The organism is Facklamia lactis, assembly GCF_015863205.1.
In the GTDB taxonomy this organism is placed as follows: domain Bacteria; phylum Bacillota; class Bacilli; order Lactobacillales; family Aerococcaceae; genus Facklamia; species Facklamia lactis.
In genome coordinates this window covers 265,119-286,625 of sequence record NZ_JACBXQ010000002.1, presented here as the reverse complement: position 1 = coordinate 286,625, position 21,507 = coordinate 265,119, and the positions used below count along the sequence as shown (strand labels likewise).

Annotated in this window: 21 protein-coding genes and 1 pseudogene; 13 read left to right on the top strand and 9 right to left on the bottom strand. The window is 36.7% G+C overall.

The window, feature by feature from the left end; genetic code table 11:
* The first annotated feature begins 1 nt into the window (after position 1).
* From HZY91_RS04310 to HZY91_RS04285, 6 genes are all read left to right on the top strand, one after another.
* The gene (locus HZY91_RS04310; protein WP_197115036.1) at positions 2-1,453 is read left to right on the top strand and encodes a TrkH family potassium uptake protein; all 1,452 of its coding nucleotides are present in this window, start codon (positions 2-4) and stop codon (positions 1,451-1,453) included.
* Between the two features lie 12 nt (positions 1,454-1,465).
* Positions 1,466-1,957 carry a GNAT family N-acetyltransferase gene (locus HZY91_RS04305; protein WP_197115035.1) on the top strand — a complete coding sequence of 164 codons (492 nt, stop codon included), beginning with the start codon at positions 1,466-1,468 and terminating at the stop codon, positions 1,955-1,957.
* 72 nt (positions 1,958-2,029) lie between these two features.
* Complete coding sequence (gene cysK / locus HZY91_RS04300) at positions 2,030-2,947, top strand: cysteine synthase A (RefSeq protein ID WP_197115034.1); 918 nt, start codon at positions 2,030-2,032, stop codon at positions 2,945-2,947.
* Positions 2,934-3,488 carry a serine O-acetyltransferase EpsC gene (epsC, locus tag HZY91_RS04295; protein WP_197115033.1) on the top strand — a complete coding sequence of 185 codons (555 nt, stop codon included), beginning with the start codon at positions 2,934-2,936 and terminating at the stop codon, positions 3,486-3,488. Before cysK ends, epsC begins: the two co-directional genes overlap by 14 nt.
* 256 nt (positions 3,489-3,744) lie before the next feature.
* Positions 3,745-4,953, top strand: a complete 1,209-nt coding sequence (locus HZY91_RS04290) for an amidohydrolase (protein ID WP_197115032.1) — start codon at positions 3,745-3,747, stop codon at positions 4,951-4,953.
* 7 nt (positions 4,954-4,960) lie between these two features.
* Entirely contained in the window at positions 4,961-5,374 is a 414-nt protein-coding gene (locus HZY91_RS04285) for a hypothetical protein (RefSeq protein WP_197115031.1), read from the top strand.
* Between the two features lie 63 nt (positions 5,375-5,437).
* On the opposite strand, the gene sdaAB is transcribed toward HZY91_RS04285, so the two are convergent.
* The 7 genes and pseudogenes from sdaAB to HZY91_RS04255 all read right to left on the bottom strand — a co-directional run bounded on the left by sdaAB (position 5,438) and on the right by HZY91_RS04255 (position 11,077).
* Entirely contained in the window at positions 5,438-6,193 is a 756-nt protein-coding gene (sdaAB, locus tag HZY91_RS10950; RefSeq protein ID WP_328752117.1) for an L-serine ammonia-lyase, iron-sulfur-dependent subunit beta, read from the bottom strand.
* Positions 6,182-7,054, bottom strand: a pseudogene (gene sdaAA / locus HZY91_RS10945) (L-serine ammonia-lyase, iron-sulfur-dependent, subunit alpha); the annotation flags it as partial. The gene sdaAB and the pseudogene sdaAA, both read right to left, overlap by 12 nt.
* Positions 7,055-7,204: 150 nt before the next feature.
* Positions 7,205-8,158 (bottom strand): DUF697 domain-containing protein, encoded by a 954-nt coding sequence (locus tag HZY91_RS04275; protein ID WP_197115029.1) that lies wholly within the window; start codon positions 8,156-8,158, stop codon positions 7,205-7,207.
* A gap of 115 nt (positions 8,159-8,273) precedes the next feature.
* Positions 8,274-9,563: a DUF438 domain-containing protein gene (locus HZY91_RS04270; RefSeq protein ID WP_197115028.1), complete on the bottom strand. Its 1,290-nt coding sequence runs from the start codon at positions 9,561-9,563 to the stop codon at positions 8,274-8,276.
* A 17-nt stretch (positions 9,564-9,580) separates the two neighbouring features.
* The gene (locus HZY91_RS04265) at positions 9,581-9,814 is read right to left on the bottom strand and encodes a DUF1858 domain-containing protein (RefSeq protein WP_218958240.1); all 234 of its coding nucleotides are present in this window, start codon (positions 9,812-9,814) and stop codon (positions 9,581-9,583) included.
* Positions 9,815-9,824: 10 nt separating this feature from the next.
* Entirely contained in the window at positions 9,825-10,292 is a 468-nt protein-coding gene (locus HZY91_RS04260; RefSeq protein WP_197115027.1) for a threonine/serine exporter family protein, read from the bottom strand.
* Complete coding sequence (locus HZY91_RS04255) at positions 10,283-11,077, bottom strand: threonine/serine exporter family protein (RefSeq protein ID WP_197115026.1); 795 nt, start codon at positions 11,075-11,077, stop codon at positions 10,283-10,285. Before HZY91_RS04255 ends, HZY91_RS04260 begins: the two co-directional genes overlap by 10 nt.
* A gap of 147 nt (positions 11,078-11,224) precedes the next feature.
* Between HZY91_RS04255 and HZY91_RS04250 the strand changes: the two genes are divergently transcribed.
* Together HZY91_RS04250 and mutY are read left to right on the top strand one after the other, a co-directional pair.
* Entirely contained in the window at positions 11,225-12,196 is a 972-nt protein-coding gene (locus HZY91_RS04250) for a RecX family transcriptional regulator (RefSeq protein ID WP_197115025.1), read from the top strand.
* 7 nt (positions 12,197-12,203) lie between these two features.
* A complete protein-coding gene (mutY, locus tag HZY91_RS04245; protein WP_197115024.1) occupies positions 12,204-13,397 on the top strand; it encodes an A/G-specific adenine glycosylase in 1,194 nt (397 codons plus the stop codon).
* A 97-nt stretch (positions 13,398-13,494) separates the two neighbouring features.
* Here the strand turns inward: mutY and HZY91_RS04240 are convergent, their stop codons facing one another.
* A complete protein-coding gene (locus tag HZY91_RS04240; protein WP_197115023.1) occupies positions 13,495-14,061 on the bottom strand; it encodes an NADPH-dependent FMN reductase in 567 nt (188 codons plus the stop codon).
* On the bottom strand, positions 14,061-15,194 hold the full coding sequence (locus tag HZY91_RS04235) for an LLM class flavin-dependent oxidoreductase (RefSeq protein ID WP_197115022.1): 1,134 nt from the start codon (positions 15,192-15,194) through the stop codon (positions 14,061-14,063). The genes HZY91_RS04240 and HZY91_RS04235 overlap by 1 nt, the downstream gene beginning before the upstream one ends.
* A gap of 204 nt (positions 15,195-15,398) precedes the next feature.
* On the opposite strand from HZY91_RS04235, the gene ntdP reads away from it, so the two are divergent.
* The 5 genes from ntdP (at position 15,399) to HZY91_RS04210 (ending at position 21,505) form a co-directional block, all read left to right on the top strand.
* Entirely contained in the window at positions 15,399-15,950 is a 552-nt protein-coding gene (gene ntdP, locus HZY91_RS04230) for a nucleoside tri-diphosphate phosphatase (protein ID WP_197115021.1), read from the top strand.
* A 119-nt stretch (positions 15,951-16,069) separates the two neighbouring features.
* On the top strand, positions 16,070-17,947 hold the full coding sequence (pulA, locus tag HZY91_RS04225; protein WP_197115020.1) for a type I pullulanase: 1,878 nt from the start codon (positions 16,070-16,072) through the stop codon (positions 17,945-17,947).
* Positions 17,948-18,229: 282 nt separating this feature from the next.
* Positions 18,230-20,032 carry a glutamine--fructose-6-phosphate transaminase (isomerizing) gene (glmS, locus tag HZY91_RS04220; RefSeq protein ID WP_197115019.1) on the top strand — a complete coding sequence of 601 codons (1,803 nt, stop codon included), beginning with the start codon at positions 18,230-18,232 and terminating at the stop codon, positions 20,030-20,032.
* Between the two features lie 133 nt (positions 20,033-20,165).
* The gene (locus HZY91_RS04215) at positions 20,166-21,071 is read left to right on the top strand and encodes a YitT family protein (protein ID WP_197115018.1); all 906 of its coding nucleotides are present in this window, start codon (positions 20,166-20,168) and stop codon (positions 21,069-21,071) included.
* A 101-nt stretch (positions 21,072-21,172) separates the two neighbouring features.
* Positions 21,173-21,505: a glycine cleavage system H family protein gene (locus HZY91_RS04210; protein ID WP_197115017.1), complete on the top strand. Its 333-nt coding sequence runs from the start codon at positions 21,173-21,175 to the stop codon at positions 21,503-21,505.
* Positions 21,506-21,507: the final 2 nt, after the last annotated feature.

The following is a 21,507-nucleotide window of genomic DNA, read 5'->3' as shown; positions in this document are numbered from 1 at the left end:
CATGAATAAAAAAATAATTCTAAAAACAATAGGTAGAATTATGATCGTTGAAGCGATCTTACTGGTTCTCCCCATTATAGTTAGTGTGCTTTATCATGAAACTTGGGCAGAAGCTTCTAGCTTTGTCTATGTCAGTTTAGGAAGTTTACTTCTAGGCCTAGGTTTGAATCATATTGAAGCAAATACGGATCGTTTATATGCTACGGAAGGCTATATTATTGCGGCACTTGGTTGGATAGTGATCTCTTTTATTGGGGCTTTACCGTTTGTGATAAATGGATCGATACCGAATGTAATCGATGCTTTCTTTGAAACAGCAAGCGGATTTACAACTACGGGAGCCAGTATTATAAATGATTTAAGTTTATTGAATCGTTCGACTTTGTTCTGGCGCTCTTTTACCCATTTAATCGGTGGGATGGGATTTCTAGTGTTTGTTTTGGCAATTATTCCTAATTCTGAATCGAATTCTGTTCACGTTATGAAGGCGGAGATGCCAGGACCGACTTTTGGTAAGCTGGTTTCTAAACTATCAAATACAGCAAGGATTCTTTATCTTATTTATTTATTAATGACTCTCGTGCTTATTGTTCTTTTAATGGGGGCAGGGGCTCCTGGTTTTGATGCTGTTTTATTGGCCTTTGGTGCTGCTGGGACAGGAGGGTTTGGTGTATTAAATGGAAGTATTGCTCCGTATAATAGTCTAGCAATTGAGATGATCCTCGGGATAGCAATGATCGTATTCGGTGTAAACTTTAACCTCTATTTCTTAATTGTTTCACGTAAATGGCGAGAAAGTCTGAAGGATGAAGAATTGAAGTGGTATTTAGGTATTATTGCATTTGCTACTTTATGTATTGCCTTTAATTTATATAGCCATCAATATAGTTCATCGAGAGTGTTAAGGGATAGTTTCTTTACTGTTTCTTCTCTGATTACAACGACGGGTTATTCGACTGCTGATTTTGGACAATGGCCACTATTTTCTCAACTTATTCTTTTAGGCATTATGTTTGTAGGTGGAATGGCAGGATCAACTGCTGGAGGATTGAAGGTATCGAGGATAGCCGTCTTAGTGAAAAGCGCCTTGGCGGAAGTCAAAAGATCGAACCATCCTCATCGAGTGATGGCAGTCATGTTTAATAAACATGCAGTCTCTCATCCGGATTTAAGAGCAGTTCTAAATTATTTAGTTATTTATGCTGGAATATTTATCATTTCGCTTATCTTTATTAGCATTGAAGCGCCTGACTTTATGACTGCTTTTAGTTCGGTGGCAGCAACCTTTAATAATATTGGACCAGGTTTAGCAGAAGTAGGACCTACAGCGAATTATTCCAATTATGGCAATTTTAATACTTTGATACTTGGGCTAACGATGTTGATCGGTCGGCTTGAGATTATTCCTATGATTATTTTATTGAGTCCATCTACATGGCATTCCAGAATATAAGGAGGAGCAACATTGTATCAGATAAGAAGAGCAACGATTGATGATCTACAAGAAATTTCTCGAATTGAAATGGATAATTTTGGAGAAGGGGTCGCAACTAGTCAGGACGTTTTTTCACAGAAACTCATCCAGCAAAAAGGTCATATATTTGTAGCAGATAAAGAGGGAAAAGTAATCGGTTTTATTGAAGGACTTTCTTCTTATGAAGCGCATTTAAAGGATGAGATGTTTTTGGGGACGAACTTGCATAAGGAAGGTGGACCTTGGGAGATCCTCCTATCGTTAGTAGTGGATCAAAACTATCAAAGTCAAGGCATTGGAAGAGGACTCTTGAATTATCAGTTGGCGATATGCAAAGAACGCGGACAAGAGGGAGTTCTTCTTACTTGCCGTGATTATCTTATTGATTACTACGAACATTTTGGTTTTGAAAATCAAGGGTTATCGGATTCTCGCTTGGGAGGTCTTGATTGGTATAAGATGTTGTTGAAATTATCTCAATAATGAGGTAAATGATTTTAATCTTACTCTCATAAATGTTAGAATAACGTGTACTACAATTTAGGAGGTAAGTAAATGTTATATAATAACGTGGTAGAAGCGATCGGGAATACGCCCTTAATTAAAATTAATGGTTTATCTGAAGAAAGTGCAGAAATTTATGTTAAGTTAGAAAGATCTAACCCATCTGGATCGGTTAAGGATCGTCCAGTAAAATATATTCTAAAAGCAATGATGGAGCAAGGAGAATTAAAAGAAGGCGGCACAATTATAGAGCCCACATCAGGCAATACAGGAATTGGTCTGGCAATGGCAGGTGCGGCATTAGGATTGAAAGTAATTATTGTTATGCCTGATTCTATGTCAGTTGAGCGCCGTCAATTAATGGCCGCTTATGGAGCTGAACTGGTCTTAACTCCTGCTGCGGATGGAGCGATGAAAGCAGCAAAAGCGAAAGCTGAAGAGCTTTCAAAAGAATTGAATGCACCCATTTTGGGTCAGTTCGCTCAAACAGCAAATATTCAAGCCCATGAAGAAACGACTGCACAAGAAATATTGAAAGACTTAGAACAAGTAGATGGTTTTGTAGCTGGAATTGGAACCTCTGGAACTATTGTAGGGGTAGGGAATGTCTTGAAATCGCGCGATGCTAACATAAAAATCATCGCTGTAGAGCCAGAAGCTTCTCCTTTAATTTCTAAAGGTCAGGCAGCCTCTCATAAAATTCAAGGCCTTGGGGCAAACTTTATCCCTGAAATTTATCAAGACAATAACATTGATGATATTTATTTAGTTTCAAATGAAGATGCCATTGCTCATATGAAAGAATTAGCCAAGAATCAAGGCATTTTATCTGGAATTTCTTCTGGTGCAAATTACTGCGCAGCTAAGAAATTAGCGAAAGAATTAGGTAAAGGAAAGAAAGTAGTAACTGTTTTGCCTGATACAGGTGAACGTTATCTTTCTACTGGCTTATTTAATGAAAACGAATAAAGATTTATCCTATTGGATTAAAGAAGCAGAATATATTTTTCAGGAGGACCCAGCTTGCCACTCTGTTGAAGAGGCGATGATTTATCCAGGTTTAAAGGTTCGACAATACCATGTCAAGGCTCAAGCAGCCTATTTAGAGGAAAACTATTATCAAGCTCGTTTAATTTCTGAAGAAGCTAGAAGGGAAACAGGAATCGAAATACATCCAGGTGCTCAAATTGGAGATTTGGTCTTTATTGATCATGGAATGGGCATTGTCATTGGTGAAACCGCGATTGTTGGTAATCGTGTTAAAATTTATCATGGCGTGACACTTGGAGGGCTGAGTGCAGATAAAGGAGCTAAGCGTCATCCTACTGTGGAAGATGATGTAGTTATAGGTGTAGGAGCTACTATCTTAGGCGACATCACGATTGGACATCATGCGCATATTGGAGCAGGGGCTGTTGTTTTAAAGGATGTTCCTCCTTATGCGACGGCAGTGGGGGTTCCAGCTAGGAATATCCTTTATGATGCAGAAGGAAATAGGATTTCTGAATAGCTTAAGCCGTACTAGGGAAAGAAAGTCTCTAGTACGGTTTAATTTTAGATAGCATCAATTTTCTAAAAAAAGTGTTTTTATTAGTGAATGAAAAATCTTCTCATTGGGATATTACTTGTTATGATAATCTTTTTGATTTATTTTGTTATATAAAGATAAGGTTAACTAATGAAATTTATCTGAGAAATTGCTATAATTTAATTCCTAGATACATGGCGGTTAGTAAAATTGAATGAGCTAATAGGGAGGCGAAGAAATGACAGATGTAAAAAATGAAATATTGAAACGATTAAAGGACAAAGAAGAGCAAATTATTGAAATTCGACGCTATTTACATGAACATCCAGAATTATCGTTTCAAGAGAAAAATACTGCTAAATATATTGCAGATTTTTATCAGGATAAAGAAGCGGATGTTCGAACGGGTGTTGGTGGCAATGGTGTGGTAGTTACCATTGATTCGGGAAATCCGGGAAAAACCATTGCGATTAGAGCAGATTTTGATGCTTTGCCTATTCAAGAAGATTCCGGAGAACCTTTTTCTTCAAAAGTGGAGGGTGTAATGCATGCTTGTGGACATGATGGTCACACTGCGTACATGCTTATTTTAGGGGAAACTCTAATCGAAATGAAGGATCAATTAAAAGGCAAGATTGTGATCTTACATCAACATGCGGAAGAAGTAGCCCCAGGTGGAGCAAAACCAATGATCGCTGATGGTGCCCTTGATGGAGTAGACCATGTTTTTGGGATACATATTATCTCTGATTTAGAAACATGTAAAATTGTTTATTGTCCTGGGAATTTTCAGACAGGTAGAGCTAATTTCCATGTAAAAATACAAGGCGTAGGTGGTCATGCTTCTTCACCTCATACCGCTAAGGATGCAATTGTGGCGGGTGCCTACTTTGTCACTGAAGTCCAATCAATTGTGAGCCGCTCACTTAATCCATTTGAAACGGGCTCTATCACGATTGGTAATTTCGATGGAAAGGGCTCAGGTAACGTTATAAAAGATTCTGTTGAGATTACAGGCGATGTGCGTGCAATGTCTGAAAATGTCCGCGAAGTGATTGAACGAGAAATTCGGGCTAAGTTAGAGGGGATGGCGGCTTCTTTTGGGGTCACTTATGAACTCAATTACGAGAATGATTACCCTGTCTTACATAATGATGAAGAAACCACTGCTTTTGTAGCTCATGTTTTAAAAAATACTGAGATTGAAGAGGCAACGGGAGTGGAAGAAATAGGCCCAATCCCTCCATCAGAAGACTTTGCTTATTATGCTCAAGAAAGACCTGCTTGTTTCTTTAATGTTGGGGGAATGGTGAAGGATGGAGAAGTTTATCCACACCATCATCCAAAATTCCGTATCAATGAAGAGGCTCTCATTGTTTGTGCAAAAGCAATGGCATCAGTAGTTGTGGAATATTTGGAAAATGATGGCATTGCATTAAATAAGTGATGAGCCTATGAAAACGATTAAAGGATACTTAGAAAGCTTTTCTCGCTTTATTGAGATAACAATCGCAATGGCTATTGCTATAGGTGTTTTAGTTGGGTTTATTGATCTTATAAAGTACTATGGATTAATGATCGAAGCGGATGCTCTTGCAACTTATGAAGTTTTTCAGAATTTTTTGGGTTATGCCTTATTGTTGATTGTTGGGATTGAATTGATCTTCATGTTACTCTTTCATTCTCCTAAAGCTATGCTTGAATTAATTTTGTTTGTCATTGCTCGTAAAATGCTGATTTATTCGCAAGAAGTAACGGATTTAGTATGGGGTTCAATTGCGATTGCTTTAATCTTTTTAACGGTACATTTTTTAGTAGAAGAGAAAAATGGTCCCTTTTTAAGGTCACAGCGTATTCGTGAGGAATAAAACATTATAAAATAAACCACTACTGTTTGCAGTAGTGGTTTTTGAGCTTTAAAATAAGAAATATTATTTGACATAAACCGTTAGCAGTTCTTCGATAAAGTCAAAATTATCTAGTAACTTATTCATTTCGGCATCAGATAATGGCTGGTCCATTTCAAAGATTGAAATGGCAGGACCATTAATTTTTTGACGTTGATGTGTCATGTAAGAGATATTAATTTTATGTTCATTTAGAAAACTAGCAATTTTACAAATAGTTCCCATTCGGTCTTGATGGCGCATAATGAGTGTAGGACGTTCACCGGAAAATTGAATATCATATTCATTGAATTTGTTGATTTCGATTTTACCGCCACCGATCGATGATCCGATGATAGTTACATGGCGACTCGGGCCAAAAAGATGAACGCGTGCCGTATTTGGATGATAATTACCTAAATGTCGCTCAAGAAAATTGATTTTTAATCCACGTTCTTTTGCGATTTCACGAATATCAGCAATCTCTGAATCACGAGTAGAATATCCCAATACTCCTGCTATTAGTGCTAAGTCAGTTCCATGCCCTTGATAAGTCTTGGCAAATGAGTCCATTAGCGTGAAGACTACTTCTTCAGGTTCTTCACCTAATAATTGGCGAGCTACATTTCCAATTCTTACAGCTCCTGCAGTATGGGAGGAGGATGGACCTACCATGACTGGACCAATGATTTCAAAACTAGATTGATAGTTAGCCGAAACGCCATCTTCATGAATCTTCTCGCCTGTGGCTGATAGCTCAACTTCAACATCTTTGGTAAGTTCTGTATTATCCCCAAACACTTGGTTTTTAATATTATTTCCAGTAGGAGTACCTGCTAGCCCCCCAATACCGGTCTCTCTGAGTGATTCTGGCAATTCATTACCGATAGTATCCATCGCATCAATCACTTCATCAGAAGGTATAATCGAAATAACGCCAGCTAGGGCCATATCTGCTGCTGCCATAGCAGTCAAGGCGTGGAGACCATTTCTGGTAATGCAAGGAATTTCCACTAAACCAGCTACTGGATCGCAGACTAAACCGAGAGAGTTTTTAAGGGCTAATCCGACAGCATTCGAAACTTGTTCAGGGCTTCCTCCTTTTAATTCAACCAAGCTACCTGCAGCCATTGCGGTAGCTGAACCTATTTCAGCTTGACAACCTCCTTGAGCGCCTGAAATAGAAGCTCGATTTGCGATCACTAGGCCCAAGGCAGAAGCTGTAAACATCACACGAATCAGTTCTTCTTTCTGAAATTTTCCTGTATCTAACATATGTGTGAGAACAGCAGGAAGAATACCAGCTGATCCAGCTGTAGGAGTTGCAACGATTCTTCCCATAGAAGCATTTACTTCATTAACAGCCATGGCGTTGGCTACTACTTCTAATGTGAATGGGTCGACGAGTGATTTGTTTTTTTGAAGGTATTGGAAGACACGATAGCCATCCCCACCTGCAATACCGGTCTTGGACATGGTAAGCTCATGGGTACCTTTGCGGACAGACTTAACCATCACATCGAGCTGTTCACCCATCTGCTCTATTAATGTTGCTTCATCAATTCCTCTTAATTCCATTTCATTTCTGATCATCAATTGAGAGATTGTTAATTGATTTTCATTTGCTTCAGAAACAAGTCCACTTAAGCTTGTAAATGACATTTTATCAACCCCATTCCGAATTTCAATAAATTTACACTGTATTATAACATAAGAATTGGTAAAATAAAGAATTAAGTTGCATTATTTAATAAAAAAGACGCACAATATTAAAAGTCAGTCTTAATTTGACTGACTTTTAAGTAATATAATTTATTTAGTAAAGGGGTTCCATTTTCGACTTGATTGGACACCCGCATTTTTGACTGATTTCATCATGACTTGAACCACATTTACACTACCTTCTTTGATAATAGAGCCTAGCATTTTGGTCGCTTCTAAGGTTGCTGAGCGCTTAACATAGTTATTATCTAAATCCTTTAAGGTACCAAGGTAATCTATTGTAATTATTCCAACTCTCAAAGTCAAGAGAGCATTGATTGATCCCTCAACAATAGAATTGGCAATCAGATTAGTGATGCTAACGGACCCTGGAATCATCGATAAGAGACTTCCGCCGAGAATAGAAGTAATCAAAGGTTCCATTTGAGCCTCGATTAGATCAAGATCTTCAATGCCTCTCGCCATTAAAATAGTAGCAGCAACATTTGAGTAGATTGATAAGATTTTACCCAGTGTAGGCCTTTTGTCATAATGATTTATTAAGCGCCAAACCATTCTAGTGAGAATTAGAAGAACGGTTAGGCTATCAAGAGCGCCATTTTGAGAAATAGCTGTTGATAAAAATACGGTCTGTGCTTGTTCTTTGATTTCTAAAATACTCAATTGCCTTAATTCTTGATGGGCTAGTTGGATTTGCTCATCTTCAGGAAGATGACTAATAGCTTCCCAATCGAATGCAATTTCTTTAAGTGTTGGGTTATGTTTTAATTTTACAAGTGATAGTTCGACATAACTTGCATATTCTTCAGGTTCAGCCCCATCAGCAAGCTCGATTTCTTTGGGAAGTCGTAGAATCCCTCTAACGGTGATAAAAATAACATAGAGTAAAGCAAGTGTGAGTCCCAGAATAACTAGCATTCCTAGCCAAGGGTGGATCATCGCTAAGTTTTGATAAAGTTGGATTAGTTGATTAATAATAAAAATGAGGGTTATGACAATGATTGTTGAAGAAAAAATTACTAACCATTTACGCCATTGCTTCATTCAAATCACCCCTTTAATAGTATAGACTTATTATAGCATGCCTTTTCTGAGAACCTTCATTCTAAAGTCTGAAAAGTAGCTAACTTTTGAAGAGAATTGAATAAATAAAATGATATTAGGTATCGGATCGATCAGTAGACACTTGTCTTTGATCAGGTTGATTTTGTAGTTCAAAGAGGGGCTCGATATTTTGAACCGTTTCTAATACCCCCATAAACTCTCCCTCTTTATCATAAACTCCTCGATAAATAATGAGTGCAAAAAATCCATTTCGGCTGAACCACATTGTTTCACGATCAGTTATTTTATTTTGTAAATTTTCAAATATACGTTTTACTTTTTCTACTACTCGTGGTGGGTGGCACTTTTCTACATGCCGTCCAATGGCACTTGTGTTTCGAGGAAGAATCTTGGGTTCAGGGTCAACTTGATTATTAAAATAAGTAAAAAAATTATCTTTTGAAACAAAAGTTATTTCAAGCTGTAAATGGTCAAAAATCCGGTCAATTTCTTTTAAGGTTAGATACCCGGTTTCAAACTTTACTTTAATGTTTTGATCATCCGTATCTGTTACATCGAAGATTCGATTGATGGGGTTGGTTTTATCTGGCTCGCTTTTCTCTAAATTCTCACGTTTAGGTTGCCACTTTTCAGTTGGTTTTACAATGGCGTAACCATAATCTTCTGAATTTTCTGCGATAGTCAACCAATCATCTTCTGTTAGAATCTCGAGTAAAATTTGAATTAGAATCGCTTCTTCTTTAAAAATCATTTCACGAAATTCTACTTCAAAAAGTTGGAACTTCCTTTTAACTTCTTTAATATCGGTATCAGGTAAATCTTCTATACTCTTTAAAGATTGGGTGTATAAATCGCGAATCTCATCGTCTACTCCCCACATTACTTTCGGCGGTGCATTATGACCATATCTTTCCATAATAGGGAAAATAACTTCTTCTTTTCTGTTATAATGCCGTTTAAATTGTCCTAAAATTTTCATTTGCTTCTTTAAGCCATCAAGAAGACCGTCTTCCCATTGTGCAGGTGGAGAAGCCTCTAGATTATCAAGGAGTCGATTGATTCGCATCAGACTTGCTTGAAAGGCTAAATTCTCATCTTTTAGTACACGAACAGGATGACCAGGCAAATCTGCGTCTGCTATGTCATTATCATGGATAGCCCCTTTAAAAAGATTGGCATGAACGTTACAAAGTTTCATCACATCCTCGAAGGTGATCTCATTATCTTCTGAAATAAGTTGATGCTCCATCATCGAGATTTCGATTGCACTTACACCCGTAAAATGACGATTAAAATCTTCTTGAACTGTTTTAGGGTCTGCTCCTTGGTGAAGCCTAAGCAGAATGTCTTTTAAGATTGAGATACGCTTGTTATCTTGGTGCATCAGATCACTTTCCTTTCTTATTGAATAACCTCATAGCCGTTCCATTCTAAGTGTTGGATAATATGGTTTAGTGGCAATTTTATTAGTTGAGCCCCTTGTCGAATCGTGGTTACTCGCCCCAGACTATTTAAGAGCGAAGGATTAGCAAGGGGATGGAAGCCTAAGTCAACTAATACATCTAGCAATTCTGGGTGGTCTTTCACGACGTCATAGACGGGTATGTCAAGTTTTACTTGGTTACTAATCTTCATTAATCTCTCCTTATTGATCGTTTAATTGTGAACGTTGACGTTTATCTTGGTGGTATTTATATGTTTCCATCGCAGAATCTATAACAAAAACAGCTAAACCGATAGCAAGAGCAGTAATCAGAGCTTTATAAAAAGCTGTTCCAGCTGAGATTAAGTCATTATTAATGAAGTGGTAAGCAGTTTCGTACATTGCCATCCCAGGAACAAAGATAAAGAAGGCAGGAATATAAAAAACATTGACAACTGTTTTAAACTTTCTGGCCATTATTTGTCCGATAATGCTCACAATTAAACTGCCAATAAAAGTGGCAGTAAAAACATTGCTATAGGGTAGAACTAGAAGGTAGATACCATATGCAATCAGACCAGGAATACCAGCCCAAAATATATATTTTTTAGGTGCCTTTACATTAATGGCTGCTGCCACTGTAGCAAAATAAGCTGCACATAACTGTATTAATAAGTGTTTTAGTTCCATAAATTAATCACTCCATATGATAAGGCTAAGCCAACTGCAACACCTAGAGCTAAACTTAAAGCTTTCATTATCGCATCGACTGCTCTGGTAATAGCCGTTGAATAGTCATTTTTAAGCATATCACGAATAGCATAAGTGAAGGCTGTGCCAGGATAGAGGGGCATTAAAGTTGCGGCAATTACAATGTTAAAATTGAAATCATCTGTGACAAATTCAGTAATTAAAGGTAAAACAAAAGATAAAGAAGTTGTGGTCAAAACATTGACAGAAAAACTATTAAGTCCAAAATCATCTTCCGAAAGTTCAAAGAATAATAAAACAGCAGATGGAATTAATGAGAGTACGAGATCACCGGGTCCGCCGCCTAGTAGAATAATATAAGCCATGACAAGGATGATAGTGGCGATAAAATTATTATGGGCCGTATATTCTATATCTTTTATGGATTTTAATGCATCGATCGCCTCTTCTACTGACATGGTATCCGCAATAAATTGATAAGTAATATCATTGACATAATGAATCTTTTGTATATGATTTTTCCGTTGGTTGACTCTTACAACTAAAGTGGTTCCCTCATTTGTATCTTCTTCATCATTTCCTCGCTTGTCAAGGGTGAGAAAAAGTCCAGATGCTGTTGAAAAAACATCGGAGTAGTCTAAATGACTTTTTTCTAAAATTTGTTTAACGGTTCTTTCTACACGGTAGCCCTCGGCTTCTGCTTCAATTAGGATGCGTCCAGCGAGGGTGGCTAATTGTAGAATTCTTTTTTCTTTTTGTTTCATGCTTCACCTTTTATTCTAACAATTTTCCTGCTGAACAATGTTGCCAGAGGTCTTTATATTATATCACAGCTTTTTTTATTAGTGGAGTTTGGCACTAGCAGCTTATCATAAGTTATAATGGTACAATAGATGGGTGAGGTGATTAGAATGCAAATATCTAAAATAGAAAGACAAAAAAAGAATCCACAACGATATTCTGTTTTTTTAAATAATCAATTTGCATTTGGCGTTGATGAACAAGTTCTTATAAATTTTAATTTGCGAAAAGGGCAAGAGCTTAACCAGAATGATATTTATAATATTCAAAAATCAGAATATGAGCAGTCAGTTTACCATAAAGCACTCAATTATTTATCTCATGGTTTAAAATCTGAGTTGGAGGTGCGTCAGTATATAAAGCAACAATTAGAAAAGGAAGAAATAAGTTGGTTTAACCTAAGTACCCTTCAAGACACAGAGCCTAAAGCTATGAAATCTAGAACAACTAACTCTCTTGTGAATAAAATGAACACAGAGCACAATGTCCAACTAGTAGAAGCCCAAGATTTCCCTCAAGTTCAAGACGAGAAAACTTTCAATGCAGAGAGTCTAGTAGACTCTGTTTTGGAGCGATTAATATCGCTAAATTTAGTTAATGATAAGATTTTTGGAGAAGCATTCACTAGAACACAAGCGACTATTAATTATAAGGGCCCAACCAATATAAAATTTGAGCTATTAAAAAAGGGTTTGAATGAATTCTTAATAGAAGATATTCTACAAATTTATACAGAAGAAATGATGATAAAAAATATTGAAACTCTCAGTCAAAAATTTATTCAAAGAAAAGCAAAATTACCCTTTAAAATGCAGAAAATAAAGTTACAAAGTTATCTGATTCAGAAAGGTTATCCTAAAGAATTTGTTCAAACGTTTTTGAACGATTATCAAATCGAACAAGATGAAAGCCATGAGAAAGATTTATTGAAAGTTGAGGCTGAGAAATTGTTAGCTCGAAAAGCTCGAAAATACCAAGGTTTTGATCTGAAATACAAACTAAGCCAGGATTTACAAAGAAAAGGCTTTGATTATCAAGAGATTCAATACTGGTTAGAAGATCATATAGAAGAGATTAAATAGATTAGAAATGCAAAGGAATGAACGATTATTGTCCATAAATAAACAGTATTTTAATTGGTCCGATCAACAGGTGAATGACTTCAGAAGAAAACTATTGAATTGGTATGATCAGGAGGGAAGGGATTTGCCATGGAGGAGGACGAAAGATCCTTATAAGATCTGGGTAAGTGAGATTATGTTACAACAAACTCAAGTCTCCACAGTGATTCCTTATTATGAACGTTTTATCGAACAAATACCCACCATAAAAGATTTAGCTGTTTACCCAACGGAGGATTTATTGAATCTTTGGCAGGGCTTAGGTTATTATTCACGTGTTAGAAATATGCAAATCGCTGCTCAACAAATCGTGGAACTTTATGAGGGGCAGATGCCTAATAATATGAAAGAGCTTTTAACATTAAAAGGGATAGGTCCCTATACTGCAGCAGCCATTGCTTCGATGGCTTATAATATTGCAGAACCTGCAATTGACGGTAATTTGATGAGAGTAACCGCAAGACTTTTTGAAATTGAAGAAGATATTAGTCAACCTAAAAGTCGCAAAATCTTTAAAGATATTTTGGATCGCTTGATTGATCCGGATCGGCCTGGAGATTTTAATCAAGCTTTGATGGATGTTGGGGCTACGATTATGACACCTTCAGCCCATCGACCGGAAAATCATTTTTTAAAAGAATTTGATCAGTCTTATCAGAATCATACAAGTCATTTATATCCTGTTAAGAAGAAAAAAACAAAGCAACTTCAGCAAGAATGGTTAGCTTATCAAATCCAAAATAACCGTGGTCATTATTTGATGCGTCAGCATCAAGTAGGGGAACTATTAGAAGGACTTTGGCACTATCCGCTGGTTCAATTGGATCTTTTGGCTTTAAATAATTCTAAAGAAACTAAAGAAGCCTTTTTTTATACCTATTTAGATGAGGAATCTATAGTAGCAGAAGAGGACGCAATAATAAAATTAAAGAATAATTTTGAAATAACCATGAAGGAATTGTCTACGCCAATTCAGCATATCTTTAGCCATCGTAAATGGCAAGTAGCGGTGCTGCCTGTAAGAATTGAAGGCAGTGGTCAAGAACTATTAGATTATCTGCAGATAAATGATTCAAGTTTTACATGGGTAGATCCGTTAAGCTTGGGAGATTATGCTCTTTCTAAGCTCCAGATAAAATTATTTGATAGGTTAAGTGAATAATAATATCGACCACCAAAGTTAGGTATGAGGCTAATTTTGGTGGTCGGTATTATTTTTAGAGGCGAGCTGTCTTTTCTACTTTTTGATATTTCAAAATTTAGAAATCATAAGTATCCTCTTCTTGTTGTTGTGCTAGTTGAAGAGCCTGGTTTGATAAGATGGTATCTTTGATGAGATTTTCTAGCCGATAGTGAATATCTTGGTTGATAATTTTCCCCTGAGCATAATCTGTTTCTTCGATGAAGACATATGAAGGAAGAACCATGGCTTTCATATATGTTAGTATCGGTTTTAGTTGGTATTCAGCGATGAGATAGTGCTTGGGGCTCCCTGCTGTTATAACGATCCCTACCGTTTTTCCTCTTAAAGCATTTTGTGGTAAGAGGTCGAATATATTTTTGAGTGAACCAGGTAGAGAAGCCTGGAAGATTGGACTACCAATGATCAAAGCATCAGATTCCATAATGGTCTGAGTGACCTGGCCAGCATCGCCTGTTAATTCTAAATAATGGTGGCCATCAGCGAAATCAATTTCTTTTTCGGCTAAATCGATTAAGTCAACGTGAATTTCTTCATATTGGTTTTGAATTAATTGATGGGTTAGGTCTATTGCTTGACGCGTTTTGCTACCCATTCGAGAACCTGATAATAAAACAATTTTCATTAGTTTTCCTCCTGTGTCAATAATTGAACTTGTTCTTTGAATGTTTCGTGTTGGTCAGGTTCAATTTGATCGGAAACTTTTTGTTTGGTGTAGCGACGAATGGCTGGCAGAATATCAGAAGCAAGAAATTCTAAATTGTTCATCAAATTTTCGAAAGGAACACCACCAAAGTCAATTTGAGCGATATAACGGCTGATACCAAAGCTTTCGTACTGGTAGAGAATCTTTTCAATGATTTCTTGGGACGACCCAATATTTAATATGTCGTTGAGTTTTTCAGATTGAGCAAAGGCTCGTTTAGGAAAAGTTTGGCCATTTGAGAACATGAAGCCTTTTGAGATAAAAGGATAAGCTTCTTGTCGTGCTTTTTGAGAAGTTTCTGCCGCATAGAACATACCAGCGGTAGCAATAGGAAAGTCTTGACTATTATAACCATTCTCATTTAATGCTTCTCGATAGGCATTAATATTTGCTAAATGGAGATCTACTGGTCCTGTTAGATGAGCCAGAAAAATAGGAGCTCCTTGACGTCCAGCTTGAATAGCAGATGCTCGATGCCCACCTACAGCTCGCCAGATTGGGAGCTTTCGGTTCTGATATGGACGAGGTAAGATTGAGGCATTTTCGAGAGGGGGACGAAACTCGCCTTGCCAGTTAACAATCATTTCATTATTTATTAAACGAAGTAATTCAAATTTTTCTTCGTAGAGTTTTTCATAATCTCGAACATCATATCCCAAAAGATCAAATAAACCGACTCTTGAAGCACGTCCAGCAATAATTTCCATACGTCCTTTTGAAACCAGATCAAGTGTTGCGAAGTCTTCAAAAATACGAACAGGATCTGCTGTAGAAATGATGGTCGAGGCAGAGGCTAATTTGATCTTGGAAGTAGCCTGGGCGATCGCTCCTAGAATAATAGTATGAGCTTGGCTAATGAAATAGGATTGGTGACTTTCCCCAACACAGAAGAGGTCTAGTCCAGCTTGTTCAGCTTCTATTCCAAAGCGAATTATCTCATTAATTCTCTGTTCTTGGGAAATACGCTCACCTGTGAGAGGATGAGGAATATGGTCGCCAAGGGTATAAATGCCAATTTCGAGGCCTTGAGTATGAGTAGTTGTTGAGGACATGATATCTTCCTTTCTAGAATGAACTTGTACTTATTATAACAGCTACTTCATTATTTGTTGGTTTGAAAGACTTTGGCTTGAATTCAATTTAGTATAGGATTTTAAATTCGCTCCCCTAAAGATAAAGGAGTATGCTATAATATTCTAGGAAAAGCTGAAAGCCGATAGGCTAGTATATTTACACAACAGAAAGTAGGTTCAGTGATGAAGCAGCCAAGAGAAGGTGAATTCATTACTGTTAAAAGTTATAAACACGATGGATCTTTACATCGGACATGGCGCGATACAATGGTCCTAAAGACAAGTGAGCAGTCAATTATTGGATGTAATGATCATACTTTAGTGATTGAGTCAGACGGTCGCAGGTGGATGACGCGTGAAGCGGCACTTGTTTATTATCATCAGCACTTTTGGTTTAACATTGTGGCAATGATCCGTAAACGAGGTGTAACTTATTATTGTAATTTGGCATCACCTTATGTGTTGGATAAAGAAGCATTAAAATATATTGATTATGATCTAGATATCAAGATGTTTCCTGATGGAGAGAAGCGTCTTCTTGATCTTGATGAGTATGAAATTCACAGTAAACGTTATAATTACCCACCAGAGATTGATCGGATTTTGAAATATAATATTCAAGAACTTGTTCGCTGGATTGAAGAAGGAAAGGGACCTTTTAATCCTGCCTTCATTGATATTTGGTATGAGCGTTACTGTCAATTGTCCCATCGTAAGAAATTTAAAAATAACTAAATAGTAGAATTCACTGACAAATTATTGTGTAATTCGCAATAGCAAGCGAAAATCGCTCGCTATTGCTTTTTTTTTTATTTATAATGAGAAAGACAACATTGAATAGGGAAGTGAATATATTGGTACACGAACCAATGCAATTAGACCAATTTTATTATGATGGAGCTTTGGGGGCTCTTTATCAGGAGCAATATACTCTTTTTAGAGTATGGGCTCCAACTGCGTTAAGTGTGGAATTGGTTCTCTTTGAAGGATATTACGGTCGTCCCAAAAGACAAATTCAAATGTTTCGGAAGCAGGAAGTGGGTATTTTCGAGGCCAAGTTGGATGGCGATCAACATGGTTTAACCTATCGTTATAGATTAACTTTTGCTGAACAAGAAGTGAATGAAACTGTTGATCCCTATGGAAAGGCAGTCACAGTAAATGGTAGGAGATCAGTGGTGGTGGATCTTAGCAGGACAGATCCTTCAAATTGGGGAGAGAGAATGCCTGCTTTTTCTAATCCGTTAGATGCGGTGATCTATGAGGTGCATGTTCGAGATTTGACTATCGCAAAAAATAGTGGCATTAACCATAAAGGGAAATTTTTGGGGTTAGCAGAGTCAGGAACTCAGTCTAAAATGGGTCTTGCAACCGGTTTGGATTATATTGTGAGTCTTGGTGTCACTCATGTTGAATTATTACCAATTTTTGATTTTCAGACAGTTGATGAGACGATTGAAAACCCACTAGAATATAATTGGGGTTATGATCCGCAAAATTACCAATCAGTTGAGGGCTCTTATGCAACGGATCCTTATGATCCTTTTTGCCGGATAACAGAATTGAAGTCGATGATCCAAGCTTTTCATGATAAAGGATTAAGAGTGATCATGGATGTCGTCTTTAATCATGTCTATGAAGTGGAATCGCATGCTTTTCAATTGACAGTTCCTAAATATTATTTTCGCTATAATAGAGATGGGGAGTTAACAAACGGTACAGGAGTTGGGAATGATACAGCTTCAGAACGTTTAATGATGCGTAAATACATTCTTGATAGTATTAAATTTTGGGCAGAAGAATATCAAATTGATGGATTTCGTTTTGATCTAATGGGAATTCATGATCTTCAGACAATGAATCAGGTAAGAGAGCTTCTGGATGAAATTGATCCTTCAATTCTTATCATTGGTGAAGGGTGGAATATGTATACTCCACTTCCGACTGAGGAGCAAGCAAATAGTTTAAATGCTAAAGGGATGCCGAGAATAGGACAATTTAATGATGGGATTCGTGAGGCAATTAAAGGGAATGACTTTGATGCGGAGGCCAGAGGTTTTATTAATGGTGCTTGGTATATGGAAGAGAAATTAGTGAACAACCTTCTGGCTCATTATGATTCTTATCTATTTTCAGCTCCAAATCAAGTGGTACAGTATTGCGAAGCTCATGATAATTATACTCTGTATGATCGTCTCGTAAAGGCAGATCCTTTTCTTGCAAAAGATATTATTATTAAACAGCAGGAATTAGCTTTATCCCTTGTATTGTTAGCTCAAGGAATCCCATTTATTCATGCTGGACAGGAATTCCTTCGAACCAAGTTTGGAATTCGAGATAGCTATAACCGTCCTAATATGATTAATCAAATTGATTGGGATAGGCCTCAAAAGTATCAACATACGGTAGAATACACGCGACAGCTTATTCAATTACGAAAGCAGGAATCACTGCTTCGTCAGACCACTTTTGAAGAAATTCATCAAACAGCAGAAATTATTCAGGCTTATGATTTGATCGTAGCATTACGTTATGCAGGAGAAGGTTATGATTTATTACTAATTTTTAATGGTAATCGCGAGCCGATTCATTTTAATATCAAACGAGGAGATTATTACGTATTAGTAGAAGATGGAGTAGTAGATTTGCAAGGTAATAAAAAATATACAGCCGTTCAACAAATAGAGGTGTCGGCATATTCTACAACCGTCCTCAAAAAAATAAATAATTAAAAAATAAGGCTTGGCCTTATTTTTTTTTAGACATTCTTTGACAAGACTTTTTGATTAGTGTAAATTAAAAAAGCTTTCAGAAAAAATATAGGAGGGAAATAGGATAGCGCCAGGCCTATGAAGTTTATTAGGTGACGAGGAATGAGCTTATCGAAAGATTCGGCGGATGGCTCAAGGCTATGCGGTCTACAGAAATAGAACAAAATTAGTTTGTAAAGACTAAGACAGAGGCTATTTCAGCATTGAAAGCATAAATTTATTTCGGAAATGAGGAGTTAATTTATGTGTGGAATTGTAGGATTTATTGGACAAGCAAATTGTAATGTACAAGAAGTTTTAATAAAGGGTTTAGAAAAATTAGAATATCGTGGATATGATTCTGCTGGCATTTTTATCAGCGATCAAAAGGGAAATGCTCAGCTATTCAAAACGCAAGGACCAATTGCAAAACTGAAAGAAATCGTAAATTTTGATAGTGAGGCGAGTGTAGGAATTGGTCATACAAGATGGGCAACACACGGAGCTGCTTCGACCGAGAATGCACATCCTCATCAATCCAATACGCGACGTTTTACCTTAATACATAATGGAGTGATTGAAAACTATCAGGAATTGAAAGTCAAATATTTACCAGATATTCGTTTGAAATCACAAACAGATACGGAGGTTATTGTTGCCTTGATTGAAAAGTTTGTGTTGGAAGATAATATGCAAACAAAGGATGCCTTTAAAAAGACGCTTTCTTTAATTCATGGTTCTTATGCCTTTGCTTTAATGGATATTGAAAATCCTCAAGTTTTATATGCTGCAAAAAGTAAGTCTCCTCTACTTATTGGAATAGGAGATGACTTTAATGTTATTGCTTCTGATGCAATGGCCACAATTGAAGCTACTAATGAATATTTAGAGATCGAAGATGGTGAAATTATTACGTTGACCCGAGAGTCAGTGATGCTTGAAAGGTTAGATGGAAGTATTGTTAAACGAGACTCTTATCAAGCTGAGATTGATCATAATGATTTAGATAAAGGAACTTATCCTTATTATATGATTAAAGAAATTGATGAGCAGCCGGCAGTAATTAGACGAAATATTCAAGCCTATCAAAATGAAGCAGGAGAGTGGGATCTGGATCTTCCAATGTTGGAAGCTATTAGAAAGTCTGATCGTTTGTATATTTTGGCATGTGGTACTTCTTATCATGCAGGATTAATTGGAAAGGTGCTTTTTGAAGAACTAGCAGGAATCGCTACTGAAGTTCATTTGGCTTCAGAATTTGCTTATCATCCCCCTCTTTTGAGTGAAAAGCCATTTTTCATTTTTATTTCTCAATCAGGAGAAACGGCTGATAGTCGTCAAGCATTAGTGAAAGTGAAACAGTTAGCTTATCCAACCTTAACGATTACTAATGTAAAAGGTTCTACTTTATCTCGAGAGTCAGACTATACTTTATTATTGAACGCAGGACCAGAAATAGCAGTTGCTTCAACAAAAGCTTATACCGCTCAAATTACAATACTTGCTATATTGGCAAATCGGATTGCTGATAATGATAAGATCGACTTAGGTCATGAGTTGAGCATTAGTGCGCATGCAATAGAGTCTGTCCTAAGTCAAAAAGAGAAGCTCCAAACCTGGGTACAAAGCTCTTTGAAAAAAAGTCGCAATGCTTTTTATATCGGGCGATATGTGGATTATTATGTTGCTTTAGAGGCTGCATTGAAATTAAAAGAGATTTCCTATATTCAAACCGAAGCTTTCGCATCAGGAGAATTAAAACATGGAACGATTGCTTTGATAGAAGAAGGGACCCCAGTAATAGCTATTATGACCGATGAGAGTACTGCAGCTAACACCAGAGGAAATATTGAAGAGGTAAAGGCTAGGGGGGCATTAAATATGGTCATTTCGATGAAAAAGTTATTTAAAGAACAAGATGACTTTGTTATTGAAGATGTTCATGCACTTTTAACCCCACTCGTAACAGCTGTTGTAGGGCAATTAATTGCTTATTTTGCTACTTTGGATCGTGAATTAGATGTAGATAAGCCACGGAATTTGGCTAAGTCTGTGACAGTTGAATAAGTATCTAAGAAGCTAGTATCAATATACTAGCTTTTTTTAGATAATTCTCATATGAATTTAAGCGTGAGACAGCTTTATTTTTGTATTGGAAGGTCTATAATAAGCTATATAAATATCATATAAGGAGATTAGGATGAGTTCTTGGGTTCCAAATTTAAATCTAGCCCTAAAGCCATGGGCAATTGCCTATTCAATTGTGATGGTGACTTTGGGATGTATTGTGTATGCAGCGGGAGTCAATAGTTTTGTTCTGCCAAATCATTTTGGTAATGGTGGGGTAGCTGGGATTGCCATTATTTTCTATTATTTAAAAGAAATACCAACAGGAACGACTAATTTAATTGTGAATGCTATTATTTTAGCGATTGGGTATCGTTTTTTAGATATGAGAACATTAGTTTTTACTATTTATGCAATGTTGGTTACTTCTTGGGCCTTGAATACTGTTTTTCCACCGATTTTCATATCAGATAATATCCTTATTTCTGCAATGGCAGGAGGGATAGTGATGGGGATAGGCTTGGGGATGATTATTAAGGGGCACGGGTCTTCAGCAGGGACTGATATTATTGCAATGATTTTAAAAAAATATACGGGTTTAAATTTTGCGACGGGGACCTTTATATTGAATATGTCTATTGTATTGGCTTCATCATTTGTGATTGGTGCAGAGAATACTTTTGCTACCATCTTTATGAAATTTTTAACTTCGAAAGCCCTAGAGTTAGTAACGGTTGGTTTTAGTCAGCGAAAATCAATGATGATTATTACTGAGAATCCGGAACCCATTGCTAAAATGATTATTGAGAGTATTGATCGAGGGATTACAGTCTTCAAGGCCTATGGTTATTATTCTAGAGCTGAGCGAGAAGTGCTCTATATTGTAGTGTCTCGCCCTCAAGTCATTAAAATTGAGCGCATGATTTCAGCAATTGACTCTAATGCCTTTATTACGGTGACCGATGTTCAAGAAGTTATTGGTCAAGGCTTTACTTTTTATAATACTAGTAATAAGAATCGTCGTTTCTATGATGACTAGAAAGAAGAGAAGATTATATCTAGCAAAATTTCACAAACTTTGATAAACTAATTTAGAGAGTTTATTTTTGTAACATAAAGTGATGAAAGAGGTATAACGATATGATGAAACGTGGAAATTTTTTGTTTATTGAACAAAATGGTAATGAATATACCATTAGTATGACTCCGGAACTGCAGGATGATATTGGGACTGTAGGCTTTGTTGAGTATTCTGAAGAAGATAACATCGAAAAAGATGGAGGAATTGCCAATTTAGAAGCCTCAAAAACGGTTCTTGAGATTACAAGTCCAATTTCAGGGAAAGTAGCAGAACGTAATGAAGCGGTAATTGCTAATCCAACGTTACTTAACTCTGCAAAAAAAGAGGAAAATTGGTTAGTGAGATTAGTAGAGGTAGATGCTGCTGAATTTGATGCTTTGGAAGAAGCGTAAGT

What these genes read in the sequence shown, in the direction of transcription:
- HZY91_RS04310 (WP_197115036.1), top strand. Translation starts at nt 2, where the DNA reads ATGAATAAAAAAATAATTCTAAAAACAATAGGTAGAATTATGATCGTT.
- HZY91_RS04290 (WP_197115032.1), top strand. Translation starts at nt 3,745, where the DNA reads ATGACAGATGTAAAAAATGAAATATTGAAACGATTAAAGGACAAAGAA.
- HZY91_RS04210 (WP_197115017.1), top strand. Translation starts at nt 21,173, where the DNA reads ATGATGAAACGTGGAAATTTTTTGTTTATTGAACAAAATGGTAATGAA.
- HZY91_RS04260 (WP_197115027.1), bottom strand. Translation starts at nt 10,292, where the DNA reads ATGGAACTAAAACACTTATTAATACAGTTATGTGCAGCTTATTTTGCT.
- HZY91_RS04240 (WP_197115023.1), bottom strand. Translation starts at nt 14,061, where the DNA reads ATGAAAATTGTTTTATTATCAGGTTCTCGAATGGGTAGCAAAACGCGT.
- HZY91_RS04270 (WP_197115028.1), bottom strand. Translation starts at nt 9,563, where the DNA reads ATGCACCAAGATAACAAGCGTATCTCAATCTTAAAAGACATTCTGCTT.
- glmS (WP_197115019.1), top strand. Translation starts at nt 18,230, where the DNA reads ATGTGTGGAATTGTAGGATTTATTGGACAAGCAAATTGTAATGTACAA.
- HZY91_RS04235 (WP_197115022.1), bottom strand. Translation starts at nt 15,194, where the DNA reads ATGTCCTCAACAACTACTCATACTCAAGGCCTCGAAATTGGCATTTAT.
- HZY91_RS04255 (WP_197115026.1), bottom strand. Translation starts at nt 11,077, where the DNA reads ATGAAACAAAAAGAAAAAAGAATTCTACAATTAGCCACCCTCGCTGGA.
- cysK (WP_197115034.1), top strand. Translation starts at nt 2,030, where the DNA reads ATGTTATATAATAACGTGGTAGAAGCGATCGGGAATACGCCCTTAATT.
- HZY91_RS04265 (WP_218958240.1), bottom strand. Translation starts at nt 9,814, where the DNA reads ATGAAGATTAGTAACCAAGTAAAACTTGACATACCCGTCTATGACGTC.
- epsC (WP_197115033.1), top strand. Translation starts at nt 2,934, where the DNA reads ATGAAAACGAATAAAGATTTATCCTATTGGATTAAAGAAGCAGAATAT.
- HZY91_RS04215 (WP_197115018.1), top strand. Translation starts at nt 20,166, where the DNA reads ATGAGTTCTTGGGTTCCAAATTTAAATCTAGCCCTAAAGCCATGGGCA.
- HZY91_RS04275 (WP_197115029.1), bottom strand. Translation starts at nt 8,158, where the DNA reads ATGAAGCAATGGCGTAAATGGTTAGTAATTTTTTCTTCAACAATCATT.
- HZY91_RS04285 (WP_197115031.1), top strand. Translation starts at nt 4,961, where the DNA reads ATGAAAACGATTAAAGGATACTTAGAAAGCTTTTCTCGCTTTATTGAG.
- HZY91_RS04250 (WP_197115025.1), top strand. Translation starts at nt 11,225, where the DNA reads ATGCAAATATCTAAAATAGAAAGACAAAAAAAGAATCCACAACGATAT.
- ntdP (WP_197115021.1), top strand. Translation starts at nt 15,399, where the DNA reads ATGAAGCAGCCAAGAGAAGGTGAATTCATTACTGTTAAAAGTTATAAA.
- mutY (WP_197115024.1), top strand. Translation starts at nt 12,204, where the DNA reads ATGCAAAGGAATGAACGATTATTGTCCATAAATAAACAGTATTTTAAT.